At 71.5% G+C, this 18878-nt stretch carries 18 protein-coding genes; 1 reads left to right on the top strand and 17 read right to left on the bottom strand.

Features of this window, described 5'->3' with window-relative positions:
* Positions 1-17 precede the first annotated feature (17 nt).
* From carB to pyrR, 6 genes are all read right to left on the bottom strand, one after another.
* Positions 18-3326 (bottom strand): carbamoyl-phosphate synthase large subunit, encoded by a 3309-nt coding sequence (gene carB / locus AB0K80_RS27215; protein ID WP_365674022.1) that lies wholly within the window; start codon positions 3324-3326, stop codon positions 18-20.
* Positions 3319-4461 carry a glutamine-hydrolyzing carbamoyl-phosphate synthase small subunit gene (gene carA, locus AB0K80_RS27220; protein WP_365674023.1) on the bottom strand — a complete coding sequence of 381 codons (1143 nt, stop codon included), beginning with the start codon at positions 4459-4461 and terminating at the stop codon, positions 3319-3321. Before carA ends, carB begins: the two co-directional genes overlap by 8 nt.
* A complete protein-coding gene (locus AB0K80_RS27225) occupies positions 4458-5033 on the bottom strand; it encodes a hypothetical protein (protein WP_365674025.1) in 576 nt (191 codons plus the stop codon). The genes carA and AB0K80_RS27225 overlap by 4 nt, the downstream gene beginning before the upstream one ends.
* Positions 5030-6316: a dihydroorotase gene (locus tag AB0K80_RS27230; protein ID WP_365674027.1), complete on the bottom strand. Its 1287-nt coding sequence runs from the start codon at positions 6314-6316 to the stop codon at positions 5030-5032. The genes AB0K80_RS27225 and AB0K80_RS27230 overlap by 4 nt, the downstream gene beginning before the upstream one ends.
* Before the next feature lie 5 nt (positions 6317-6321).
* Positions 6322-7314 (bottom strand): aspartate carbamoyltransferase catalytic subunit, encoded by a 993-nt coding sequence (locus AB0K80_RS27235; RefSeq protein WP_365674029.1) that lies wholly within the window; start codon positions 7312-7314, stop codon positions 6322-6324.
* Between the two features lie 99 nt (positions 7315-7413).
* A complete protein-coding gene (pyrR, locus tag AB0K80_RS27240; protein WP_365674031.1) occupies positions 7414-7986 on the bottom strand; it encodes a bifunctional pyr operon transcriptional regulator/uracil phosphoribosyltransferase PyrR in 573 nt (190 codons plus the stop codon).
* 276 nt (positions 7987-8262) lie between these two features.
* On the opposite strand from pyrR, the gene bldD reads away from it, so the two are divergent.
* Entirely contained in the window at positions 8263-8766 is a 504-nt protein-coding gene (gene bldD, locus AB0K80_RS27245; protein ID WP_086170636.1) for a transcriptional regulator BldD, read from the top strand.
* Between the two features lie 190 nt (positions 8767-8956).
* Here bldD and nusB read toward each other — a convergent pair whose 3' ends face one another.
* From nusB to ruvX, 11 genes are all read right to left on the bottom strand, one after another.
* The gene (gene nusB / locus AB0K80_RS27250; RefSeq protein ID WP_365674033.1) at positions 8957-9391 is read right to left on the bottom strand and encodes a transcription antitermination factor NusB; all 435 of its coding nucleotides are present in this window, start codon (positions 9389-9391) and stop codon (positions 8957-8959) included.
* Positions 9392-9393: 2 nt separating this feature from the next.
* Positions 9394-9960 carry an elongation factor P gene (efp, locus tag AB0K80_RS27255; RefSeq protein ID WP_365674035.1) on the bottom strand — a complete coding sequence of 189 codons (567 nt, stop codon included), beginning with the start codon at positions 9958-9960 and terminating at the stop codon, positions 9394-9396.
* A gap of 44 nt (positions 9961-10004) precedes the next feature.
* The gene (locus tag AB0K80_RS27260; RefSeq protein WP_365674036.1) at positions 10005-11117 is read right to left on the bottom strand and encodes an aminopeptidase P family protein; all 1113 of its coding nucleotides are present in this window, start codon (positions 11115-11117) and stop codon (positions 10005-10007) included.
* Between the two features lie 188 nt (positions 11118-11305).
* Positions 11306-12160, bottom strand: coding sequence for a Pro-rich N-terminal domain-containing protein (locus AB0K80_RS27265; RefSeq protein ID WP_365674038.1), 855 nt, complete (start codon positions 12158-12160; stop codon positions 11306-11308).
* 164 nt (positions 12161-12324) lie between these two features.
* Positions 12325-13416, bottom strand: a complete 1092-nt coding sequence (aroB, locus tag AB0K80_RS27270; protein ID WP_365674040.1) for a 3-dehydroquinate synthase — start codon at positions 13414-13416, stop codon at positions 12325-12327.
* A complete protein-coding gene (locus tag AB0K80_RS27275; protein WP_365674042.1) occupies positions 13413-13928 on the bottom strand; it encodes a shikimate kinase in 516 nt (171 codons plus the stop codon). Before AB0K80_RS27275 ends, aroB begins: the two co-directional genes overlap by 4 nt.
* Positions 13925-15109 (bottom strand): chorismate synthase, encoded by a 1185-nt coding sequence (aroC, locus tag AB0K80_RS27280; protein WP_365674044.1) that lies wholly within the window; start codon positions 15107-15109, stop codon positions 13925-13927. Before aroC ends, AB0K80_RS27275 begins: the two co-directional genes overlap by 4 nt.
* Before the next feature lie 159 nt (positions 15110-15268).
* Complete coding sequence (locus tag AB0K80_RS27285) at positions 15269-15661, bottom strand: hypothetical protein (RefSeq protein WP_365674046.1); 393 nt, start codon at positions 15659-15661, stop codon at positions 15269-15271.
* A gap of 48 nt (positions 15662-15709) precedes the next feature.
* Positions 15710-16537, bottom strand: coding sequence for a shikimate dehydrogenase (locus AB0K80_RS27290; protein ID WP_365674047.1), 828 nt, complete (start codon positions 16535-16537; stop codon positions 15710-15712).
* An 11-nt stretch (positions 16538-16548) separates the two neighbouring features.
* Entirely contained in the window at positions 16549-18288 is a 1740-nt protein-coding gene (gene mltG, locus AB0K80_RS27295; RefSeq protein ID WP_365674050.1) for an endolytic transglycosylase MltG, read from the bottom strand.
* Positions 18289-18409: 121 nt separating this feature from the next.
* Positions 18410-18874, bottom strand: coding sequence for a Holliday junction resolvase RuvX (ruvX, locus tag AB0K80_RS27300; protein WP_365674052.1), 465 nt, complete (start codon positions 18872-18874; stop codon positions 18410-18412).
* Positions 18875-18878 lie beyond the last annotated feature (4 nt).

The following is an 18878-nucleotide window of genomic DNA, read 5'->3' on the forward strand; positions in this document are numbered from 1 at the left end:
TGTCCCCCTCGGGGCTGCTAGTCGCGGGCCGCGGCCAGGAACGCGGCGTGTTCCTGGAGCGACCGGACGCCGACGTCACCGCGGTTGAGGGCGTCGATGCCCTGGACCGCCGCCGCGAGTGCCTGGACCGTCGTCAGGCACGGCACGGACCGCGCCACGGCCGCCGTACGGATCTCGTAGCCGTCCAGGCGGCCGCCGGTGCCGTACGGGGTGTTGACGATGAGGTCGACCTCGCCGTCGTGGATGAGCTGGACGATGGTCTTCTCGCCGTTCGGGCCGGGGCCCTCGGACTGCTTGCGCACGACCGTGGCGTTGATGCCGTTGCGCTTGAGCACCTCCGCCGTGCCGGCCGTGGCGAGCAGCTCGAAGCCGTGCGCGACCAGCTCACGGGCCGGGAAGATCATCGAGCGCTTGTCGCGGTTGGCGACCGAGATGAAGGCGCGGCCCTTGGTGGGCAGCGGACCGTAGGCGCCCGCCTGCGACTTGGCGTACGCCGTGCCGAAGACGGAGTCGATGCCCATGACCTCGCCCGTGGAGCGCATCTCCGGGCCGAGGACGGTGTCGACGCCGCGGCCGTGGATGTCGCGGAAGCGCGACCACGGCATGACGGCCTCCTTGACGGAGATCGGCGCGTCGAGCGGGAGCTCGCCGCCGTCGCCGTCGGCCGGCAGGATGCCCTCCGCCCGCAGCTCGGCGATGGTCGCGCCCAGCGAGATCCGGGCGGCGGCCTTCGCGAGCGGTACCGCCGTCGCCTTGGAGGTGAAGGGGACCGTCCGGGACGCGCGCGGGTTGGCCTCCAGGACGTAGAGGATGTCGCCCGCGAGCGCGAACTGGATGTTGATCAGGCCGCGCACCCCGACACCGCGCGCGATGGCCTCGGTGGAGGCGCGCAGCCGCTTGATGTCGAAGCCGCCGAGGGTGATCGGGGGCAGCGCGCACGCCGAGTCGCCGGAGTGGATGCCGGCCTCCTCGATGTGCTCCATCACGCCGCCGAGGTACAGCTCCTCGCCGTCGTACAGCGCGTCGACGTCGATCTCGATCGCGTCGTCCAGGAAGCGGTCCACCAGGACCGGCCGGGACGGGCTGATCTCGGTCGACTCGGCGATGTACGCCTCCAGGCGGGCCTCGTCGTACACGATCTCCATGCCGCGTCCGCCCAGCACGTACGACGGCCGGACGAGCACCGGGTAGCCGATCTCGTCGGCGATGGCCTTCGCCTCGGCGAAGGTGGTGGCGGTGCCGTGCTTGGGGGCCGGCAGGCCGGCCTCCTTCAGGACCCGGCCGAAGGCGCCGCGGTCCTCGGCGGCGTGGATGGCCTCCGGGGAGGTGCCGACGATCGGCACGCCGTTGTCCTTCAGCGCCTGCGACAGGCCGAGCGGGGTCTGCCCGCCGAGCTGTACGACGACGCCCGCGACCGGACCGGCCTGCTGCTCGGCGTGCACGATCTCCAGCACGTCTTCCAGCGTCAGCGGCTCGAAGTACAGGCGGTCGGAGGTGTCGTAGTCCGTGGAGACGGTCTCCGGGTTGCAGTTGACCATCACGGTCTCGAACCCGGCGTCCCTGAGGGCGAAGCAGGCGTGGACGCAGGAGTAGTCGAACTCGATGCCCTGGCCGATGCGGTTCGGGCCGGAGCCGAGGATGATGACGGCCGGCTTCTCGCGCGGGGCGACCTCGCTCTCCTCGTCGTAGGAGGAGTAGAAGTACGGCGTCTTCGCGGCGAACTCGGCGGCGCAGGTGTCGACCGTCTTGTAGACCGGGCGGATGCCCAGCGCGTGCCGCACCTCGCGGACCACGTCCTCGCGCAGGCCGCGGATCTCGGCGATCTGCTGGTCGGAGAAGCCGTGCCGCTTGGCCTCGGCGAGCAGGTCGGGGGTCAGCTCGGCCGCGGCGGCCAGGTCGTCGGCGATCTCCTTGATGAGGAAGAGCTGGTCGACGAACCACGGGTCGATCTTCGTGGACTCGTGGACCTCCTCGGGGGTGGCGCCCGCGCGGATGGCCTGCATGACCGTGTTGATCCGGCCGTCGGTGGGGCGCTGGGCCTCCGCCAGCAGCCGGTCCTTGTCGCCGGGCTCGCCCACGAAGGTGAACTGGCTGCCCTTCTTCTCCAGCGAGCGCAGCGCCTTCTGGAAGGCCTCGGTGAAGTTGCGGCCGATGGCCATGGCCTCGCCGACCGACTTCATGGTGGTGGTCAGCGTGGAGTCGGCCTGCGGGAACTTCTCGAAGGCGAACCGCGGTGTCTTGACGACCACGTAGTCGAGGGTCGGCTCGAAGGAGGCCGGCGTCTCCTGCGTGATGTCGTTGGGGATCTCGTCGAGGGTGTAGCCCACGGCGAGCCTGGCGGCGATCTTCGCGATCGGGAAGCCGGTCGCCTTGGAGGCGAGGGCCGAGGAGCGCGACACGCGCGGGTTCATCTCGATGACGATGACGCGGCCGTCGGCCGGGTTGACGGCGAACTGGATGTTGCAGCCGCCGGTGTCCACGCCGACCTCGCGGATCACCGCGATGCCGATGTCCCGCAGGATCTGGTACTCGCGGTCGGTGAGGGTCATCGCGGGCGCCACGGTGATGGAGTCACCGGTGTGCACGCCCATCGGGTCGAAGTTCTCGATGGAGCAGACGACCACGACGTTGTCGTTCTTGTCGCGCATCAGCTCCAGCTCGTACTCCTTCCAGCCGAGGATGGACTCCTCCAGGAGCACCTCGGTGGTCGGCGAGAGGGCGAGGCCGGTGCCGGCGATGCGGCGCAGCTCCTCCTCGTCGTGCGCGAAGCCGGAGCCGGCGCCGCCCATGGTGAAGGAGGGGCGGACGACGACCGGGTAGCCGCCGAGCTCCTCGACGCCGGCGAGGACCTCCTCCATGGTGTGGCAGATGACCGAGCGGGCGGACTCGCCGTGCCCGATCTTCTTGCGGACCTCCTCCACGACCTCCTTGAACTGGTCGCGGTCCTCGCCCTTGTGGATGGCCTCGACGTTGGCGCCGATCAGCTCGACGCCGTACTTGTCGAGGACGCCGTTCTCGTGGAGCTTGATGGCCGTGTTCAGGGCCGTCTGGCCGCCCAGGGTCGGCAGCAGGGCGTCCGGGCGCTCCTTGGCGATGATCTTCTCGACGAACTCGGGGGTGATCGGCTCGACGTAGGTGGCGTCGGCGATCTCCGGGTCGGTCATGATCGTCGCCGGGTTGGAGTTGACGAGGATGACGCGCAGGCCCTCGGCCTTGAGGACGCGGCATGCCTGGGTGCCGGAGTAGTCGAACTCGGCGGCCTGGCCGATGACGATCGGGCCGGAGCCGATGACCAGGACGGACTGGATATCGGTGCGCTTAGGCACGCTGGCCCTCCATGAGCTTCACGAAGCGGTCGAACAGGTAGGCGGCGTCGTGCGGGCCGGCGGCCGCTTCGGGGTGGTACTGGACGCTGAAGGCCGGCTTGTCGAGGAGCTGGAGACCCTCCACCACGTTGTCGTTGAGGCAGACGTGGGAGACCTCGGCGCGGCCGTAGGGGGTGTCGGAGACCTTGTCGAGCGGGGCGTCGACGGCGAAGCCGTGGTTGTGCGCGGTGACCTCGACCTTGCCGGTCGTACGGTCCTGCACCGGCTGGTTGATGCCGCGGTGGCCGTACTTCAGCTTGTAGGTGCCGAAGCCGAGCGCGCGGCCCAGGATCTGGTTGCCGAAGCAGATGCCGAACAGCGGGGTGCCGCGCTCCAGGACGCCCTGCATGACGGAGACCGGGTGGTCGGCGGTGGCCGGGTCGCCCGGGCCGTTGGAGAAGAACACGCCGTCGGGGTCGACGGCGTACACGTCGTCGATCGTGGCGGTCGCGGGCAGGACGTGCACCTCGATGCCGCGTTCGGCCATGCGGTGCGGGGTCATGCCCTTGATGCCGAGGTCGACGGCGGCGACCGTGAACCTCTTCTCGCCGATCGCGGGGACGACGTACGGCTCGGTGGTGGCGACCTCGGCGGACAGGTCGGCGCCCGTCATGGGCGGGACCTCCTGCACGCGCGCGAGGAGGGCCGCGTCGTCCTGCACGGCGTCCCCGGAGAAGATGCCGACGCGCATGGCGCCGCGCTCGCGCAGGTGACGGGTCAGGGCCCGGGTGTCGATACCGGCGATGCCCACCACGCCCTGCGCGGCGAGCTCCTCGTCCAGCGTGCGCTTGGCGCGCCAGCTGGACGGCACGCGCGCGGGGTCGCGGACGACGTACCCGGCGACCCAGATGCGCCTGGACTCGGGGTCCTCGTCGTTGACGCCGGTGTTGCCGACGTGCGGGGCGGTCATGACCACGACCTGGCGGTGGTAAGACGGGTCGGTGAGCGTTTCCTGGTAGCCGGTCATGCCGGTGGAGAACACCGCCTCGCCGAAGGTCTCCCCCACGGCCCCGTAGGCACGGCCGCGGAAGATCCGGCCGTCCTCCAGGACGAGTACGGCGGGAACCTTTCCAGCTCCCCTGGTGGAGGTCGTCATCGTTCGGCGCCTTCCGTCGTGGTGATCATCTGGTTCAGGGTGTCGACCCACTCGGTGTGCTCGGCCGCGCGGTCGGAGCGGAAACCCGAGTCGATCAGCTTGTCGCCGTGCGCCCAGGTCACGATCAGCAGACCGCCCTCGGTGAGCACCTTCCCGGCGATGCCCTTGTCGAGGCGGGCCTCGCGCAGCGCGGCGACGGGGATGAAGAAGTCGGCCGCCCCGGGGCGTACGACGTCCAGTCCCGCATCCGTCAGGGTGAGCTCGACGCGGCTGCGGGTGCCCAGGCCGTGTGCCACGATGCGGTCCAGCCACTGCCCGGCGGTGGTGGAGCCGTGGTAGCGGCCGCTCAGGGTGAGCCGGGCCGGGCCCGGGTCGTCGGGCGTGGTGGGCAGCTCGGGCAGGTCGCCCTGGAGGGTGCCGCGCCACTTCCAGCCCTCGCGCATCAGCCAGTAGACGAGCGCGACGAACAGGGCGAGGCCGACGACCCAGCCGAGGCGGGCGGCCCAGTCGGTGACCGGGGCCGACTTCTCTTCGGCGGCGAGGTGGGCCGCCAGCGAATGTGCAGGTGTCACGTGAGCTTCCCGTCGACGAGCGTGGCCTTGCCCCGGAGCCACGTGTGCGTGACACGGCCCGGCAGCTCACGCCCCTCGTAGGGGGTGTTGCGGCTGCGCGAGGCGAAGCCCGCGGGGTCCACAGGGCCACGGTATGCCGTGTCGACCAGGGTGAGGTTGGCGGGCTCACCTGCCGAGACGGGACGGCCGTGTCCCTCGGCCTGTCCGATCCGCGCGGGCTTGAAGGACATGCGGTCGGCGACGCCGGCCCAGTCCAGCAGGCCCGTGTCGACCATGGTCTCCTGTACCACCGACAGCGCGGTCTCCAGGCCGACCATGCCCATGGCGGCGGCGGCCCACTCGCAGTCCTTGTCCTCGTGCGGGTGCGGGGCGTGGTCGGTGGCGACGATGTCGATCGTGCCGTCGGCGAGCGCCTCGCGCAGCGCCATGACGTCGCGCTCGGTGCGCAGCGGCGGGTTGACCTTGTAGACCGGGTTGTACGTGCGGACCAGCTCGTCGGTGAGGAGCAGGTGGTGCGGGGTGACCTCGGCGGTGACGTGGATGCCGCGCGACTTGGCCCAGCGCACGATCTCGACCGACCCGGCGGTCGACAGGTGGCAGATGTGGACGCGGGAGCCGACGTGCTCGGCGAGCAGGACGTCCCGGGCGATGATCGATTCCTCGGCCACCGCGGGCCAGCCCCCGAGCCCCAGTTCGGCGGAGACGACGCCCTCGTTCATCTGCGCGCCCTCGGTGAGCCGCGGCTCCTGGGCGTGCTGGGCGATGACGCCGTCGAAGGCCTTCACGTACTCCAGGGCCCGGCGCATGATCTGGGCGTCGTGGACGCACTTGCCGTCGTCGGAGAAGACGGTGACACCGGCCGCCGACTCGTGCATGGCGCCCAGTTCGGCGAGCTTGCCGCCCTCCAGGCCGACGGTGACGGCGCCGACCGGCCGGACGTCGCAGTAGCCGGACTCCTGGCCGAGCCGCCAGACCTGCTCGACGACACCGGCGGTGTCGGCGACGGGGAAGGTGTTGGCCATGGCGAACACGGCGGTGTAACCGCCGCTCGCCGCCGCCCGGGTACCGGTCAGCACGGTCTCGGAGTCCTCGCGGCCCGGCTCGCGCAGGTGGGTGTGCAGGTCGACCAGGCCCGGCAGCAGCACCTTGCCGTCGGCCTCGACGACCTCCGCGCCCTCGGGGGACAGGCCGGTGCCCACCTCGGCGATGGTCTCACCGTCGATCAGCACGTCCTGCGGGGCGCCGCCGAGCACCTTCGCACCACGGATCAGGGTCTTGCTCATGTACGTCACTTCTCCTCGGTACGGGCGGTCTCGGCCCGGGGTGCGGTCACGGCGGGTTCGTTGCCGCCGAGCAGCAGGTACAGCACGGCCATCCGGATGGAGACGCCGTTGGCGACCTGCTCCACGACGGTGCAGCGGTCGGAGTCGGCGACCTCGGCGGTGATCTCCATGCCGCGGACCATCGGGCCGGGGTGCATGACGATCGCGTGCTCGGGCATCCGCGCCATGCGGTCGCCGTCCAGGCCGTAGCGCCGCGCGTACTCGCGCTCGGTGGGGAAGAAGGCGGCGTTCATGCGCTCGCGCTGGACGCGCAGCATCATCACCGCGTCGGACTTGGGCAGGGTCGAGTCGAGGTCGTAGGAGACCTCGCAGGGCCAGGTCTCGACGCCGATCGGCAGCAGGGTCGGCGGGGCGACCAGGGTCACCTCGGCGCCGAGGGTGTGCAGCAGGTCGACGTTGGAGCGGGCCACCCGGCTGTGCAGGACGTCACCGACGATGGTGATGCGCTTGCCGGCGAGGTCCTGGCCGATACCGGCGTCCCGGCCGACGAGCCGGCGGCGCATGGTGAAGGCGTCCAGCAGGGCCTGGGTGGGGTGCTGGTGGGTGCCGTCGCCGGCGTTGATCACGGCGGCGTCGATCCAGCCGGAGTTGGCCAGGCGGTAGGGGGCTCCGGAGGCGCCGTGCCGGATGACGACGGCGTCGACGCCCATGGCCTCCAGGGTCTGGGCGGTGTCCTTGAGGGACTCGCCCTTGGACACGCTGGAGCCCTTGGCCGAGAAGTTGATCACGTCCGCGGAGAGCCGCTTCTCGGCGGCCTCGAAGGAGATCCGGGTCCGGGTGGAGTCCTCGAAGAAGAGGTTGACGACGGTGCGGCCGCGCAGGGTCGGCAGCTTCTTGATCGGCCGGTCGGCGACCCGGGCCATCTCCTCGGCGGTGTCGAGGATCAGGACGGCATCGTCGCGGGTCAGGTCGGCGGCCGAGATGAGATGACGCTGCATCTGTCAGGCTCCGTAGGGCAGTTCGGGAGGAAGAGGGCAGACGGGCGCGCGCCGGGGCGCACGGAGCCGGCGTACGGCGGGTCCGTACGCCTCGGCCGGCTACTGGGCGGTCTGCTTGACGCCGAGCAGCACGGTGTCGCGACCGTCCTCCTCGGCGAGCTGGACCTTGACCGTCTCCCGCAGCGACGTGGGGAGGTTCTTGCCGACGTAGTCGGCGCGGATGGGCAGTTCGCGGTGGCCGCGGTCGACGAGGACCGCCAGCTGCACCGCGCGCGGGCGCCCGATGTCGTTCAGGGCGTCGAGGGCGGCGCGGATGGTGCGGCCGGAGAAGAGCACGTCGTCGACGAGGACGACCAGCTTGCCGTCGATGCCGTCACCGGGGATCTCGGTGCGGGCCAGGGCGCGCGGCGGCTGCATGCGCAGGTCGTCGCGGTACATGGTGATGTCGAGCGAGCCGACCGGGACCTTGCGTTCGGTGATCTGCTCGAGCTTGGCGGCGATCCGCCGGGCCAGGAAGACACCCCGGGTGGGAATGCCGAGGAGCACCACGTCGTCGGCGCCCTTGGCGCGTTCGACGATCTCGTGGGCGATGCGGGTCAGCACCCGCGCGATGTCGGGGGCCTCGAGAACGGGCCTCGCATCGGACGCTTGCGCGTCGGCGTGCGTGTCCATACGAAACGGACCTCCTTCTCCGCCTCACGGGACGGACCTTAAAGGACGTCGGGATTGCGCCATCCACGGTAGCAGGCCCGTGACGACACGCCGCATCACCCCCCTGCCGCACCGATCTCACCCACTTGGCGCAATGTGCCGCCACTAGCACGGAAGCGTCGGTGTGGACCATTCGGCTTGACGCGCCAGAGTAACGCTGCGTAACCTCACAGTGAGTTACCAGCCGCGCGGCCTGGAACCCAAGCCAGACGCGTCGACACAGTGCCGGGGAGCTATATGTCCAGCGAATACGCCAAACAGCTCGGGGCCAAGCTCCGGGCGATCCGCACCCAGCAGGGCCTTTCCCTCCACGGTGTCGAGGAGAAGTCCCAGGGACGCTGGAAGGCGGTCGTGGTCGGTTCCTACGAGCGCGGCGACCGAGCCGTGACCGTGCAGCGTCTCGCCGAGCTGGCGGATTTCTACGGCGTGCCGGTGCAGGAGCTGCTCCCGGGCACGACCCCGGGCGGCGCGGCCGAGCCGCCGCCGAAGCTGGTCCTGGACCTGGAGCGGCTGGCCACGGTGCCGGCCGAGAAGGCGGGCCCGCTGCAGCGCTACGCGGCCACGATCCAGTCCCAGCGCGGCGACTACAACGGCAAGGTGCTCTCGATCCGCCAGGACGACCTGCGCACCCTCGCCGTCATCTACGACCAGTCGCCTTCGGTCCTCACCGAGCAGCTGATCAGCTGGGGCGTGCTGGACGCGGACGCGCGGCGCGCGGTGGCCACCCACGAGGAGAGCTGACCGCCCTCGCAGGCCCGGCAGGGCTGAGCAGAAACGTACCGTCGGGGTGGCCGGAACCATACGGGTTCCGGCCACCCCAACGGCGTTGTGGGGGCCTGAGCGGCTCCCTGGGTCCGGGAACGCCGAAGGGCCCGCAGCGGTCTCGCTGCGGGCCCTTCGGCGTGTTTTCCGTCTCTCAGGCCTGGTTCCCTCAGGCCTCGTCGCGGCGCAGCGACGGCTTGAGGTCCTTCAGCCGGCCGAGCAGGCCGTTGACGAACGAGGGCGACTCGTCCGTGGAGAACTCCTTCGCCAGCTGCACCATCTCGTCGAGGACGACGGCGTCCGGGGTCTCGTCGACCCAGATCAGCTCGTAGGCACCGAGTCGCAGGATGTTGCGGTCCACGACCGGCATCCGGTCGAGCGTCCAGCCGACCGAGTACTGCGCGATCAGCTCGTCGATGCGCTGCGCGTACTTCGCGTAGCCCTCGACCAGCTGCATCGTGTACTCGCTCACCGGCGGCTGCCGGGGGTCGGTCCGCGACAGCCGGATCCAGTCCGCGAGGACCGTCTGGACGTCGGCGCCGCGCTGGTCACCCTCGAAGAGGATCTGGAAGGCGCGCTTGCGGGCCGTGTTGCGGGCAGCCACGGTTAGCTGTTCACCCGGCCGAGGTAGTCGCTGGTGCGGGTGTCGACCTTGATCTTCTCACCGGTGGTGATGAAGAGCGGGACCTGGATCTGGTGGCCGGTCTCCAGGGTGGCGGGCTTGGTGCCGCCGGTGGAGCGGTCGCCCTGGACGCCCGGCTCGGTCTCGGCGACGGTCAGCTCGACGGCGGCCGGCAGCTCGACGAAGAGCACCTCGCCCTCGTGCTGGGCGACCGTGGCCTCGAAGCCCTCGATCAGGAAGTTGGCGGCGTCGCCGACGACCTTGCGGTCGATGTGCAGCTGGTCGTAGGTCTCCAGGTCCATGAAGACGAAGTAGTCGCCGTCCATGTAGGAGAACTGCATGTCCCGCTTGTCGACGGTGGCCGTTTCGACCTTGACGCCGGCGTTGAAGGTCTTGTCGACGACCTTGCCGGAGAGCACGTTCTTGAGCTTGGTGCGCACGAAGGCCGGGCCCTTGCCGGGCTTGACGTGCTGGAACTCGACGACGGACCAGAGCTGGCCGCCTTCGAGCTTGAGCACCATGCCGTTCTTGAGGTCGTTCGTGGAAGCCACGGTTGCGGAATCTCCTGGACTGACGTACGACCCCGGGTCACGCGCTACAGCGCGAGCAGCTCCTTGGTCGTGATGGTGAGTAGCTCGGGTCCGCCGTCCGCCTCGGGGCGTACGACGAGCGTGTCATCGATCCGGACACCGCCCCGGCCCGGGAGGTGGACCCCCGGCTCGACGGTGACCGGCACGCAAGCGTCCAGTTTACCCATGGCCGCGGGACTCAACTGAGGGTCCTCGTCGATTTCGAGCCCGACCCCGTGTCCGGTGAGCCGGGTCAGGCCCTCGGTGTACCCGGCGGAGTCCAGCACCTGCCGTGCCGCGCGGTCCACGTCCCGGCAGGCGACGCCGGGTGCGAGGGCCTCCCGGCCGGCGCGCTGGGCGGCGAAGACCAGGTCGTACAGCTCGATCTGCCAGTCGGCCGGGGCCGTGCCGATGACGAACGTGCGGCCGATCTCGCAGCGGTAGCCGCGGTAGGTGGCGCCGAGGCAGACGGAGAGGAAGTCCCCCTCCTCGACACGGCGGTCGGTGGGGCGGTGAGCGCGCCGCCCGGCGTGCGGGCCGGTGGCCACCGAGGTCGGGAAGGCCGGGCCGTCGGCGCCGTGGTCGACGAGGCGCCGCTCCAGCTCCAGGGCCAGGTGGCGTTCGGTGCGGCCGACGAGGATGGACTCCAGCAGTTCGCCGAGGGCCTGGTCGGCGATCTCGGCGCCGATGCGCAGGCAGGAGATCTCCTCCTCGTCCTTGACCACCCGGAGCTGTTCGACGGCGTACCCGAGGCCGGCCAGGCGCAGCCGGGGGGCGACCGAGGCGAGGGCGCGGTGGCGGGCGACGGTGAGGTGGTGCTCCTCCACGGCGAGGGTGTCGGCGCCCTGGGCGGTGGCGAGCCCGGCGGCCGCGACGGCCGGGTCGCCGCCGTTGCCGGGCAGGGTGTGCACCCGCAGCGCCTCGTCGGGCCGTGGCCGGCCGGGGCGGTCCTCCGGCGGGTCGCCGCAGACCAGCAGGTCGTGCTCCTCGGTCCTGCCGATCAGCAGGACGGCGCCCTGGGGGGCGGCGCCCGCGAGGTAGCGCACATTGGCGGGGCGGGAGACGAGCGCCGCCGCGCTGCCGCTCGCGTTGCAGCAATCCCGTAGCCGCGTCCGGCGGGCCGCGTACACCTCTGACATGAGCCGAGCCTATGAGCTCCGCCGGTTTTGTGCCGGTTGAGGGCGCCTGAGTGGGCGGTGCCCGGATTGTCCGGGCTGGTGGGGTGCCGTTCGGGGGGTGCCCGGCGGGACTGTGTGCCGTCCGCGGCCGGGTGGGAGTCGACGGCGCAGTCCCCCGCGCCCTTTCAGGCCGGCTCAACTCCCGGCGTTCACCACTTCGGAGGGCTGGCTATCGCCCGGGCCAGGACCTCGTCCAGGACGCGGGCCGTCTCGGGGATGTCGAGCTGGGAGTTGTCGATGATCGGCAGACCGGAGCCGTACCAGCCGGCCATGCGGCCGTGGATGCGGGCGACCTCCTCGTCGGTGAGGCGGCGGTTGCCGGTGCGCTCGGCGTTGCGCTCCAGGACGATGTCGAGGCCCGGCAGCAGCACGACCGGCAGCAGGCCGGGGCCGACGTGCCGTTTCCAGCCGCCGAGGCCGACGACGGGCCGGTCGGGGAAGACGGCGTCGTCGAGGATGCACGAGATACCGTTGGCGAGGAAGTTGCGCGCGGCGAAGCCGCAGGTGCGGCGGGCCAGGCGGTACTGGGCCTCGGAGTTGTCGTTCCAGCCGGACTGGGGGTCGGCGAAGCCCGAGCGGACCCATTCGCGCACGTCGTCGAGGCTGATGTGGGCGGTGGGCACCCGGCGGTGGTCCGCCCAGTACTTGGCGACGCTGGTCTTGCCCGCGCCCGCCGGGCCGATCAGCAGCACGGCCAGGGTCGTGGTGGCCGGGTCGGGTGCGGCGGCCGTGGCGGGGGGTGCGCTGGGCGCGGCGACGGGACCGCCGGGGGGCAGCGGCACGTGGCCGGTGGTGTCCGGCGCGGGGGGGACCTGGGGGACCTGCGTGTGCTGCGGGGCGGCGGGCTGCGGGCCGGGGTAGCCCGGCGGGGGCACGGGGATGGATCCCCGGGGTCCGCCCGGGGGGTGCGGGCCCGGGTGATGTGCGGCCGGCTGCCAGCCGGCGGCCGGTCCGTGCCCCGGCTGGTGGGGCGGCGGCAGCGGAGAACCCACTGCGTGCTGCATCCGGTGCCACTCCGTCTCGTCATCTGCTGCTCGTTCACCGACGGGGCCTGCCCCGCCCGCTACCGAACGGTACCGTCCCCGGCCGTCCTTTGGTGAAACGGCCGGGAGCGGCCCGAAGTGCCCGGCGGCGTACGGCGCATCGGGCCCACGACGTGCCGGGAGACCTACTGGCCCACTTCGCCGTACGCGGCGAGCAGCACCGCCGGGTCGGGGCCCTCCAGGACGGTGGGCTTGGCCAGCCCGTCCAGCACGATGAAGCGCAGCAGGTCGCCGCGGGACTTCTTGTCGACCTTCATGGTCTCCAGCAGCTTGGGCCACTGGTCGTAGCGGTAGTGCAGCGGCAGGCCCACCGATTCGAGGATGGTGCGGTGGCGGTCGGCGGTGGCGTCGTCCAGCCGCCCGGCGAGGCGGCCCAGCTCGGCGGCGAAGTGCATGCCGACCGAGACGGCCGCGCCGTGCCGCCACTTGTACCGCTCGTTCTTCTCGATGGCGTGGCCGAGGGTGTGGCCGTAGTTGAGGATCTCCCGCAGACCGGACTCCTTCAGGTCGGCGGAGACCACGTCGGCCTTGACCCGGATCGAGCGTTCGATGAGCTCGGCGGTGTGCGGCCCGGCCGGGGTGCGCGCGGCCTGCGGGTCCTCCTCGATGAGGTCGAGGATCACCGGGTCGGCGATGAATCCGGCCTTGATGACCTCCGCGAGCCCGGAGACGTAGTCGTTGACCGGCAGCGAGTCCAGCGCGGCCAGGTCGCACAGCACCCCGGCGGGCGGGTGGAAGGCCCCGACCAGGTTCTTGCCCTCGGCGGTGTTGATGCCGGTCTTGCCGCCGACCGCCGCGTCCACCATCGCCAGGACGGTGGTCGGGATCGCGATCCAGCGCACCCCGCGCAGCCAGGTCGCCGCCACGAAACCGGCCAGGTCGGTGGTCGCGCCGCCGCCGACGCCGACGAGGACGTCGGTGCGGGTGAAGCCGGACTGGCCGAGCGCCTTCCAGCAGTAGGCGGCGACCTCGGCGGTCTTGGCCTCCTCGGCGTTGGGCACCTGGATGGCGATCGCCTCGTAGCCCTGCTCGGCGAGGTCGGCGCGCAGCGCCTCACCGGTCTCGGCCAGCGCCTCGGGGTGGACGACCGCGACCCGCTTGGCCTTCGTGCCGATCAACCCGGCGAGTTCGCCGAGGAGTCGGCGGCCGACCAGCACCTCGTACGGCTCGCTGCCCGCGGTGCCGCCGACCTGGATCCGGGTGACGTCCTCGCTCATGCTTCCTTCAACTCCAGTGCGTCCAGGGCGGCTCGGGTGACCTCGTCGGGGGTGCGCCCGTCGGTGGGCACGACGGCCGTGGCGACCTCCTCGTACAGGTGCCGGCGGGCCTCCATCAGTTCGCGCCACTGCTTGCGCGGGTTGACCGCCAGCAGCGGCCGGGCCGCGTTGAGGCCGGTGCGCTTGACGGCCTCCTCGACGTCCATCGACAGGTACACCACGCGCTGCCCGGCGAGCAGGGCCCGGGTGTCCGCGTCCAGGATCGCGCCGCCGCCCAGGGCCAGGATCCCGTCGTGCTCGGCGAGCGCCCGGCGCACGGCCTCCTTCTCCAGGGCACGGAAGGCGGGCTCGCCCTCCTCGACGAAGATGTCGGCGATGGACCGCCCCTCGGCGGCGACGATGTCGTCGTCGGTGTCCCGGTAGCCCACCGCGAGCCGCTCGGCCAGCAGTCGCCCGACGGTGGACTTGCCCACGCCCATCGGCCCGACCAGGACGATCAGCGGTGCGCTCACCGGATGGCCAGGTTGTCGAGGTAGCCGCGTACGTTGCGGCGGGTCTCGGCCACACTGTCGCCGCCGAACTTCTCCGCCACCGCGTCCGCCAGCACCAGCGCCACCATCGCCTCCGCCACGATCCCGGCCGCGGGCACCGCGCACACGTCGGAGCGCTGGTGGTGGGCCTGGGCGGGCTCGCCGGTGGTGACGTCCACGGTCTGCAGCGCCCGCGGCACGGTCGCGATCGGCTTCATCGCGGCCCGCACCCGCAGCAGCTCACCGGTGGACAGGCCGCCTTCGGTGCCGCCGGAGCGGCCCGTGGCCCGCTTGATGCCCTCCGGTGTGGTGACGATCTCGTCGTGCGCCTGGGAGCCGGGCACGCGCGCCAGGTCGAAACCGTCGCCGACCTCGACACCCTTGATCGCCTGGATGCCCATGAGCGCGGCCGCCAGGCGGGCGTCCAGCCGCCGGTCCCAGTGCACGTGCGAGCCGAGGCCCACCGGCACGTCGTAGGCCAGCACCTCCACCACACCGCCGAGGGTGTCGCCGTCCTTGTGGGCCTGGTCGATCTCGGCGACCATCGCCTTCGAGGCGTCGGCGTCCAGGCAGCGCACCGGGTCCGCGTCCAGCTTCGCCACGTCCGCCGGGGTCGGGTACACCCCGTACGGCGCCTTCGCCCCCGCCAGCTCCACCACATGGGAGACGATTTCGATGCCCGCCGTCTCCTTCAGGTACGACCGGGCCACCGCTCCGAGGGCGACACGAGCGGCGGTCTCCCGGGCGGAGGCCCGCTCCAGCACCGGCCGGGCCTCGTCGAAGCCGTACTTCTGCATGCCCGCCAGATCGGCGTGGCCGGGGCGGGGCCGGGTCAGCGGGGCGTTGCGGGCCAGCCCGGCCAGCACCTGGGGGTCCACCGGGTCGGCCGCCATGACCTGCTCCCACTTCGGCCACTCGGTGTTGCCCACCATGATCGCCACCGGGGAGCCGAGAGTCAGGCCGTGCCGGACACCGCCCAGGAAGGTGACCTCGTCCCGCTCGAACTTCATCCGGGCACCGCGCCCGTAGCCCAGCCGCCGCCTCGCCAGATGGTCCGCCACCATGTCCGTGGTGATCGGCACGCCGGCGGGAAGACCCTCCAGCGTCGCGACGAGTGCGGGACCGTGGGACTCCCCCGCGGTCAGCCAGCGCAACCTGCTCAACGGTGCTCCTCAGTGCTCGCGCCCTGGTACTGCCCTGCGTACGCGCGTCCTCGCGTACGGCGACGGCCCGACCGGGTGCGCGGGCCCGGTCCGCCACCTCCGATCCTCCCACGTCCGGCACCGCTGCCGGCCGCGGGTTCCACCAGGCGGACGGCGCGATCAGGCCTGGCCGTCGCCCTGGCGCTGCTGCGGGGCGTACGCACCGAGGAAGTCGGCACCGCTGGGCTGCCGGGCGGGCTGCGGGGCCTGGGGAGCGTGCGCGCCCAGGAAGTCGGCACCGCTCGGCTGCTGCTGAGCCTGCTGCTGCGGTGCGTAGGCGCCGAGGTAGTCGGCGCCCCGGCCCTGCCCGTACTGCGCCGCCGCGTGGATGGGCTGCCCGCTGCGGACCGCGCGCCGGTAGGCGAGCTTGCGCTTCAGCTTGACGACCCAGGACGCGACGACGGCGAGCACGATCAGGCCGAGCACCACCAGCCGGACCCAGTCGGGCAGGAACCACAACAGAGCCTCGAAGATCTCGCCCTTGACGGACGCCTGAGGCATGCCTGCGGACATGAAACGTTTCCCCTCCCGTTCCGCCCCCTGCGGAACCGAACAGGGATCCTAGCGCTCCGCGAGCGCCCGCTCCCCCGCTTTCCGCATCGCGTGCAGCGGCGCCGGGGCCCGCCCCGTCATCTGCTCGACCTGGAGCACCGCCTGGTGCACCAGCAGGTCGAGGCCGCTGACGACGGCACCGCCGTACGCCGACCAGCGCGCGGCGAGGACGGTCGGCCAGGGGTCGTAGAGCACGTCGAAGAGGGCCGCCGGGCGCTCCGGGACGGCCCCGGCGAGGGCGTCGGTGGCGCCGGCCGGCGTGGTGCTGACGACGAGCGGGGCACGCAGGGCCTGCTCGGCGTCGGCCCAGTCGGCGATGCGCACCGCGACGTCCAGCCGCTCGGCCCACTGCCGCATCTCGGCGGCCCGGGCCTGACTGCGTGCGTACACCGCGATCTCGCCGGTGCAGATCCGGGACAGCGCGGCCAGGGCGGAGGAGGCGGTGGCGCCCGCGCCGAGGATCGCCGCGCCGTCCACGCTGTCGATGCCGTGCTCGCGCAGGGCCGCGACCATGCCGGGGATGTCGGTGTTGTCGCCGGTCCTGCGGCCGTCCCCGGTGAGCACGACGGTGTTGACGGCGTCGACCGAGGCCGCGGTCGCGCTTATCTCGTCGAGCAGCGGGATCACGGCCCGCTTCAGCGGCATGGTCAGCGAGAGCCCGGCCCACTCGGGGCCGAGCGTCTCGAAGAAGCCGGGCAGCGCGTTCTCGTCCACCTCGAAGCGGTCGTACGTCCACTCCCGCAGGCCCAGCTCGGCGTACGCGGCGCGGTGCAGCACCGGGGAGAGGGAGTGGGCGATCGGGGAGCCGAGAACGGCGGCTCGGCGCGGTGCGGACATCGGAGGGTTCCTCAGTTTTTCCTCGAGGCGTTGAACTGCTCGACCAGCTTCTGGTGTTCGGCGTTGGTCCGGGTGAACTTGCTGGTCTTCCCGTCGAGCGAGATGAAGTAGTACCAGCCGTCGTGTGTCGGGTCGAGGGCGCCCTTGATCGCGTCCTCACCCGGGTTGTCGATCGGTCCGGGCGGCAGGCCCTTGTAGTAGTACGTGTTGTACGGGTTGTCGTACGTGCGCAGCTCTGCCAGCGACAGGTCGATCTTGCTCTGGTTCTTGATGTAGTTGTACGTGGAGTCGAACTCCAGCATGCCGTTGGTCTGCGGGTTGCCGGGCTTCATCCGGTTGTAGACGACCTCGGCCATCTTGCGGAAGTCGCTGTGACTGGTGCCCTCGGCCTGGACCAGGCTGGCCGCCGTGATCAGTTGCCAGGGGCCCTCGAGTCCGAGGCTCTCGGCCTTTTTCTCGACGCCGAGCCGGGTGTAGGTCGCGTTGGCCCGCGCCACCATCTTCTTCAGGACGTCTTCGGGCTTCTGGCCCTTGGTGACGCCGTAGCTGGAGGGGTAGAGGAACCCTTCCAGCGGGTCCTTGACGTTCTTGTGGTTCATCGCCCAGGCGGGCAGGCCGAGCTTCTTCCAGTCCTTCCTGGCCACCGCGGCGGTGGTGCCGTCCTTGAGCTGCAGCCGCTTGTCGATGAGGCGGTAGACGTCGGCGTTGCGCCGGCCCTCGGCGATGATCAGGTTGTCACGGCTCTCCGGGCTGAGCATCAGTTCGACCGCGGCGGCGGCCGACATCTGCTTCTGGAGCGTGTAGACGCCGTCCTGGATGGTCTTGCCCCGCGGGTTGCTCTGCTGGGCCGCGACGAAGGCATCGACGCTTTTGACCACGCCCGCCGCCTTCAGCGCCCGGCCGATGGTGTACCCGTCCGCGCCCTGCGGGATCTCGACGGTCACCTGCTGGCCGTTGCCGTCGCCGGCGAAGTCCGGGGCCGCGCCGAAACGATCCTGGTAGAACTGGTACCCGAAGTAGCCGGCACCGGCCAGACCGCCGCCGAGGACCAGGACGACCACCAGGCAGGCGACGCCGTTGCGTCCCTTCTTGCCCTTGCCGCCCTTGCCTCCGCGGCCCCGCCGGTCGCCGCGCCCGCGACGGTCGTCCGCCTCGTCGTCGTCGAAGCCGTCGTCCTCGCCCTCGTCGCCCGCGAAGAAGGCGTGTTCGCCCTGGTCGGGCCCCGGGTCCCAGTCGGTCTCCGGCTCCGCTTCGGCGCGCCGCCGGCCGTGCGGCTCGGGGGGCGGATAGGCGTCCGGCGTGGCGTAGTGGTCGGGCTGGTGACCGGTGTCGTAGGCGCCCTGCTGCCCGTAGGGGTCCGCCGGGTCGGCGGGGTACGGGGCCTGCTGCTGACCGCCCTGAGCCCAGCCGCCGTCGCCGTACTGCTGCCGGCCGTCGTCGTACTGCTGCTGGTACCCGTGGCCCTGCTGGTGCCCGTCGCCCTGGGATCCGTGGCCCTGCTGGTGTCCCTGGGCCGCGTACTGCTGGTCGTACGGGTGGTACTGCTGCGGCTGCCCGTACCCGCCCTGATCGCCGGTGCCCCAGTCGCCGTACTGCGGCTGCTGCGGCTGCTCTGGATAGTGCTGCGGCTGGCCGCCGTAGGGGGACTGCTGACCCACCTGGGCCTGCTGTCCTCCCCATCCGCCGTCCCCGTACAACGGGTCGTCCGGATGCCACGGTTCGGAGCCTTGGCCCCGGCCATACTCAGTCATCGATCCCCTAGAGCCGCGAGGCGGCGGTCGCCCGGCTTCCCGGCTCGGCTCCCGTCCCGCCTCTCTCTGTGCGTCGGCTGTCGAACACCGGCGCATCGCGCGGAACGTTACCGTATCGCGATCAGATGACCACTTCGACGCCTTCACCGGGTGCTTTGCCTGACATCCGTTCGGATTCGAGCGCCTGTTGCAGGATGACCACCGCGGCCGCCTGGTCGATGACGGACCTGCCCTTCCTGGTCTTCACGCCGGAGGCGCGCAGTCCCTGACTGGCCGTCACCGTTGTCATGCGTTCATCGACCAGTCTGACCGGAACCGGCACGATCATGCGTGCGAGTTCCTGGGCGAAGGCTCGGACCTTGACCGCTGCCGGGCCCTCGCCGCCCTTCAGGGAGCGCGGCAGACCGACGACGACCTCGATCGGCTCGTACTCCTCGACGAGCTGCTTCAGCCGTCGCCGAGCTGCGGGGATGTCCCGTCCGGGGACCGTCTCCACCGGGGTGGCGAGGATCCCGTCGGGGTCGCACGAGGCGACCCCGATGCGGGCGTCCCCGACGTCGATCGCGAGTCGACGTCCTCTGCGCATCTTC

It is taken from the genome of Streptomyces sp. NPDC052682 (assembly GCF_040678435.1).
GTDB lineage: Bacteria > Actinomycetota > Actinomycetes > Streptomycetales > Streptomycetaceae > Streptomyces.

Bases quoted from the DNA above. Each gene is read 5' to 3' on its own strand.
- mltG (WP_365674050.1), bottom strand. From the start codon at position 18,288: ATGACTGAGTATGGCCGGGGCCAAGGCTCCGAACCGTGGCATCCGGAC.
- AB0K80_RS27230 (WP_365674027.1), bottom strand. From the start codon at position 6,316: ATGAGCAAGACCCTGATCCGTGGTGCGAAGGTGCTCGGCGGCGCCCCG.
- carA (WP_365674023.1), bottom strand. From the start codon at position 4,461: ATGACGACCTCCACCAGGGGAGCTGGAAAGGTTCCCGCCGTACTCGTC.
- AB0K80_RS27260 (WP_365674036.1), bottom strand. From the start codon at position 11,117: ATGTCAGAGGTGTACGCGGCCCGCCGGACGCGGCTACGGGATTGCTGC.
- AB0K80_RS27265 (WP_365674038.1), bottom strand. From the start codon at position 12,160: ATGCAGCACGCAGTGGGTTCTCCGCTGCCGCCGCCCCACCAGCCGGGG.
- aroB (WP_365674040.1), bottom strand. From the start codon at position 13,416: ATGAGCGAGGACGTCACCCGGATCCAGGTCGGCGGCACCGCGGGCAGC.
- AB0K80_RS27235 (WP_365674029.1), bottom strand. From the start codon at position 7,314: ATGCAGCGTCATCTCATCTCGGCCGCCGACCTGACCCGCGACGATGCC.
- bldD (WP_086170636.1), top strand. From the start codon at position 8,263: ATGTCCAGCGAATACGCCAAACAGCTCGGGGCCAAGCTCCGGGCGATC.
- AB0K80_RS27290 (WP_365674047.1), bottom strand. From the start codon at position 16,537: ATGTCCGCACCGCGCCGAGCCGCCGTTCTCGGCTCCCCGATCGCCCAC.
- AB0K80_RS27285 (WP_365674046.1), bottom strand. From the start codon at position 15,661: ATGTCCGCAGGCATGCCTCAGGCGTCCGTCAAGGGCGAGATCTTCGAG.
- pyrR (WP_365674031.1), bottom strand. From the start codon at position 7,986: ATGGACACGCACGCCGACGCGCAAGCGTCCGATGCGAGGCCCGTTCTC.
- ruvX (WP_365674052.1), bottom strand. From the start codon at position 18,874: ATGCGCAGAGGACGTCGACTCGCGATCGACGTCGGGGACGCCCGCATC.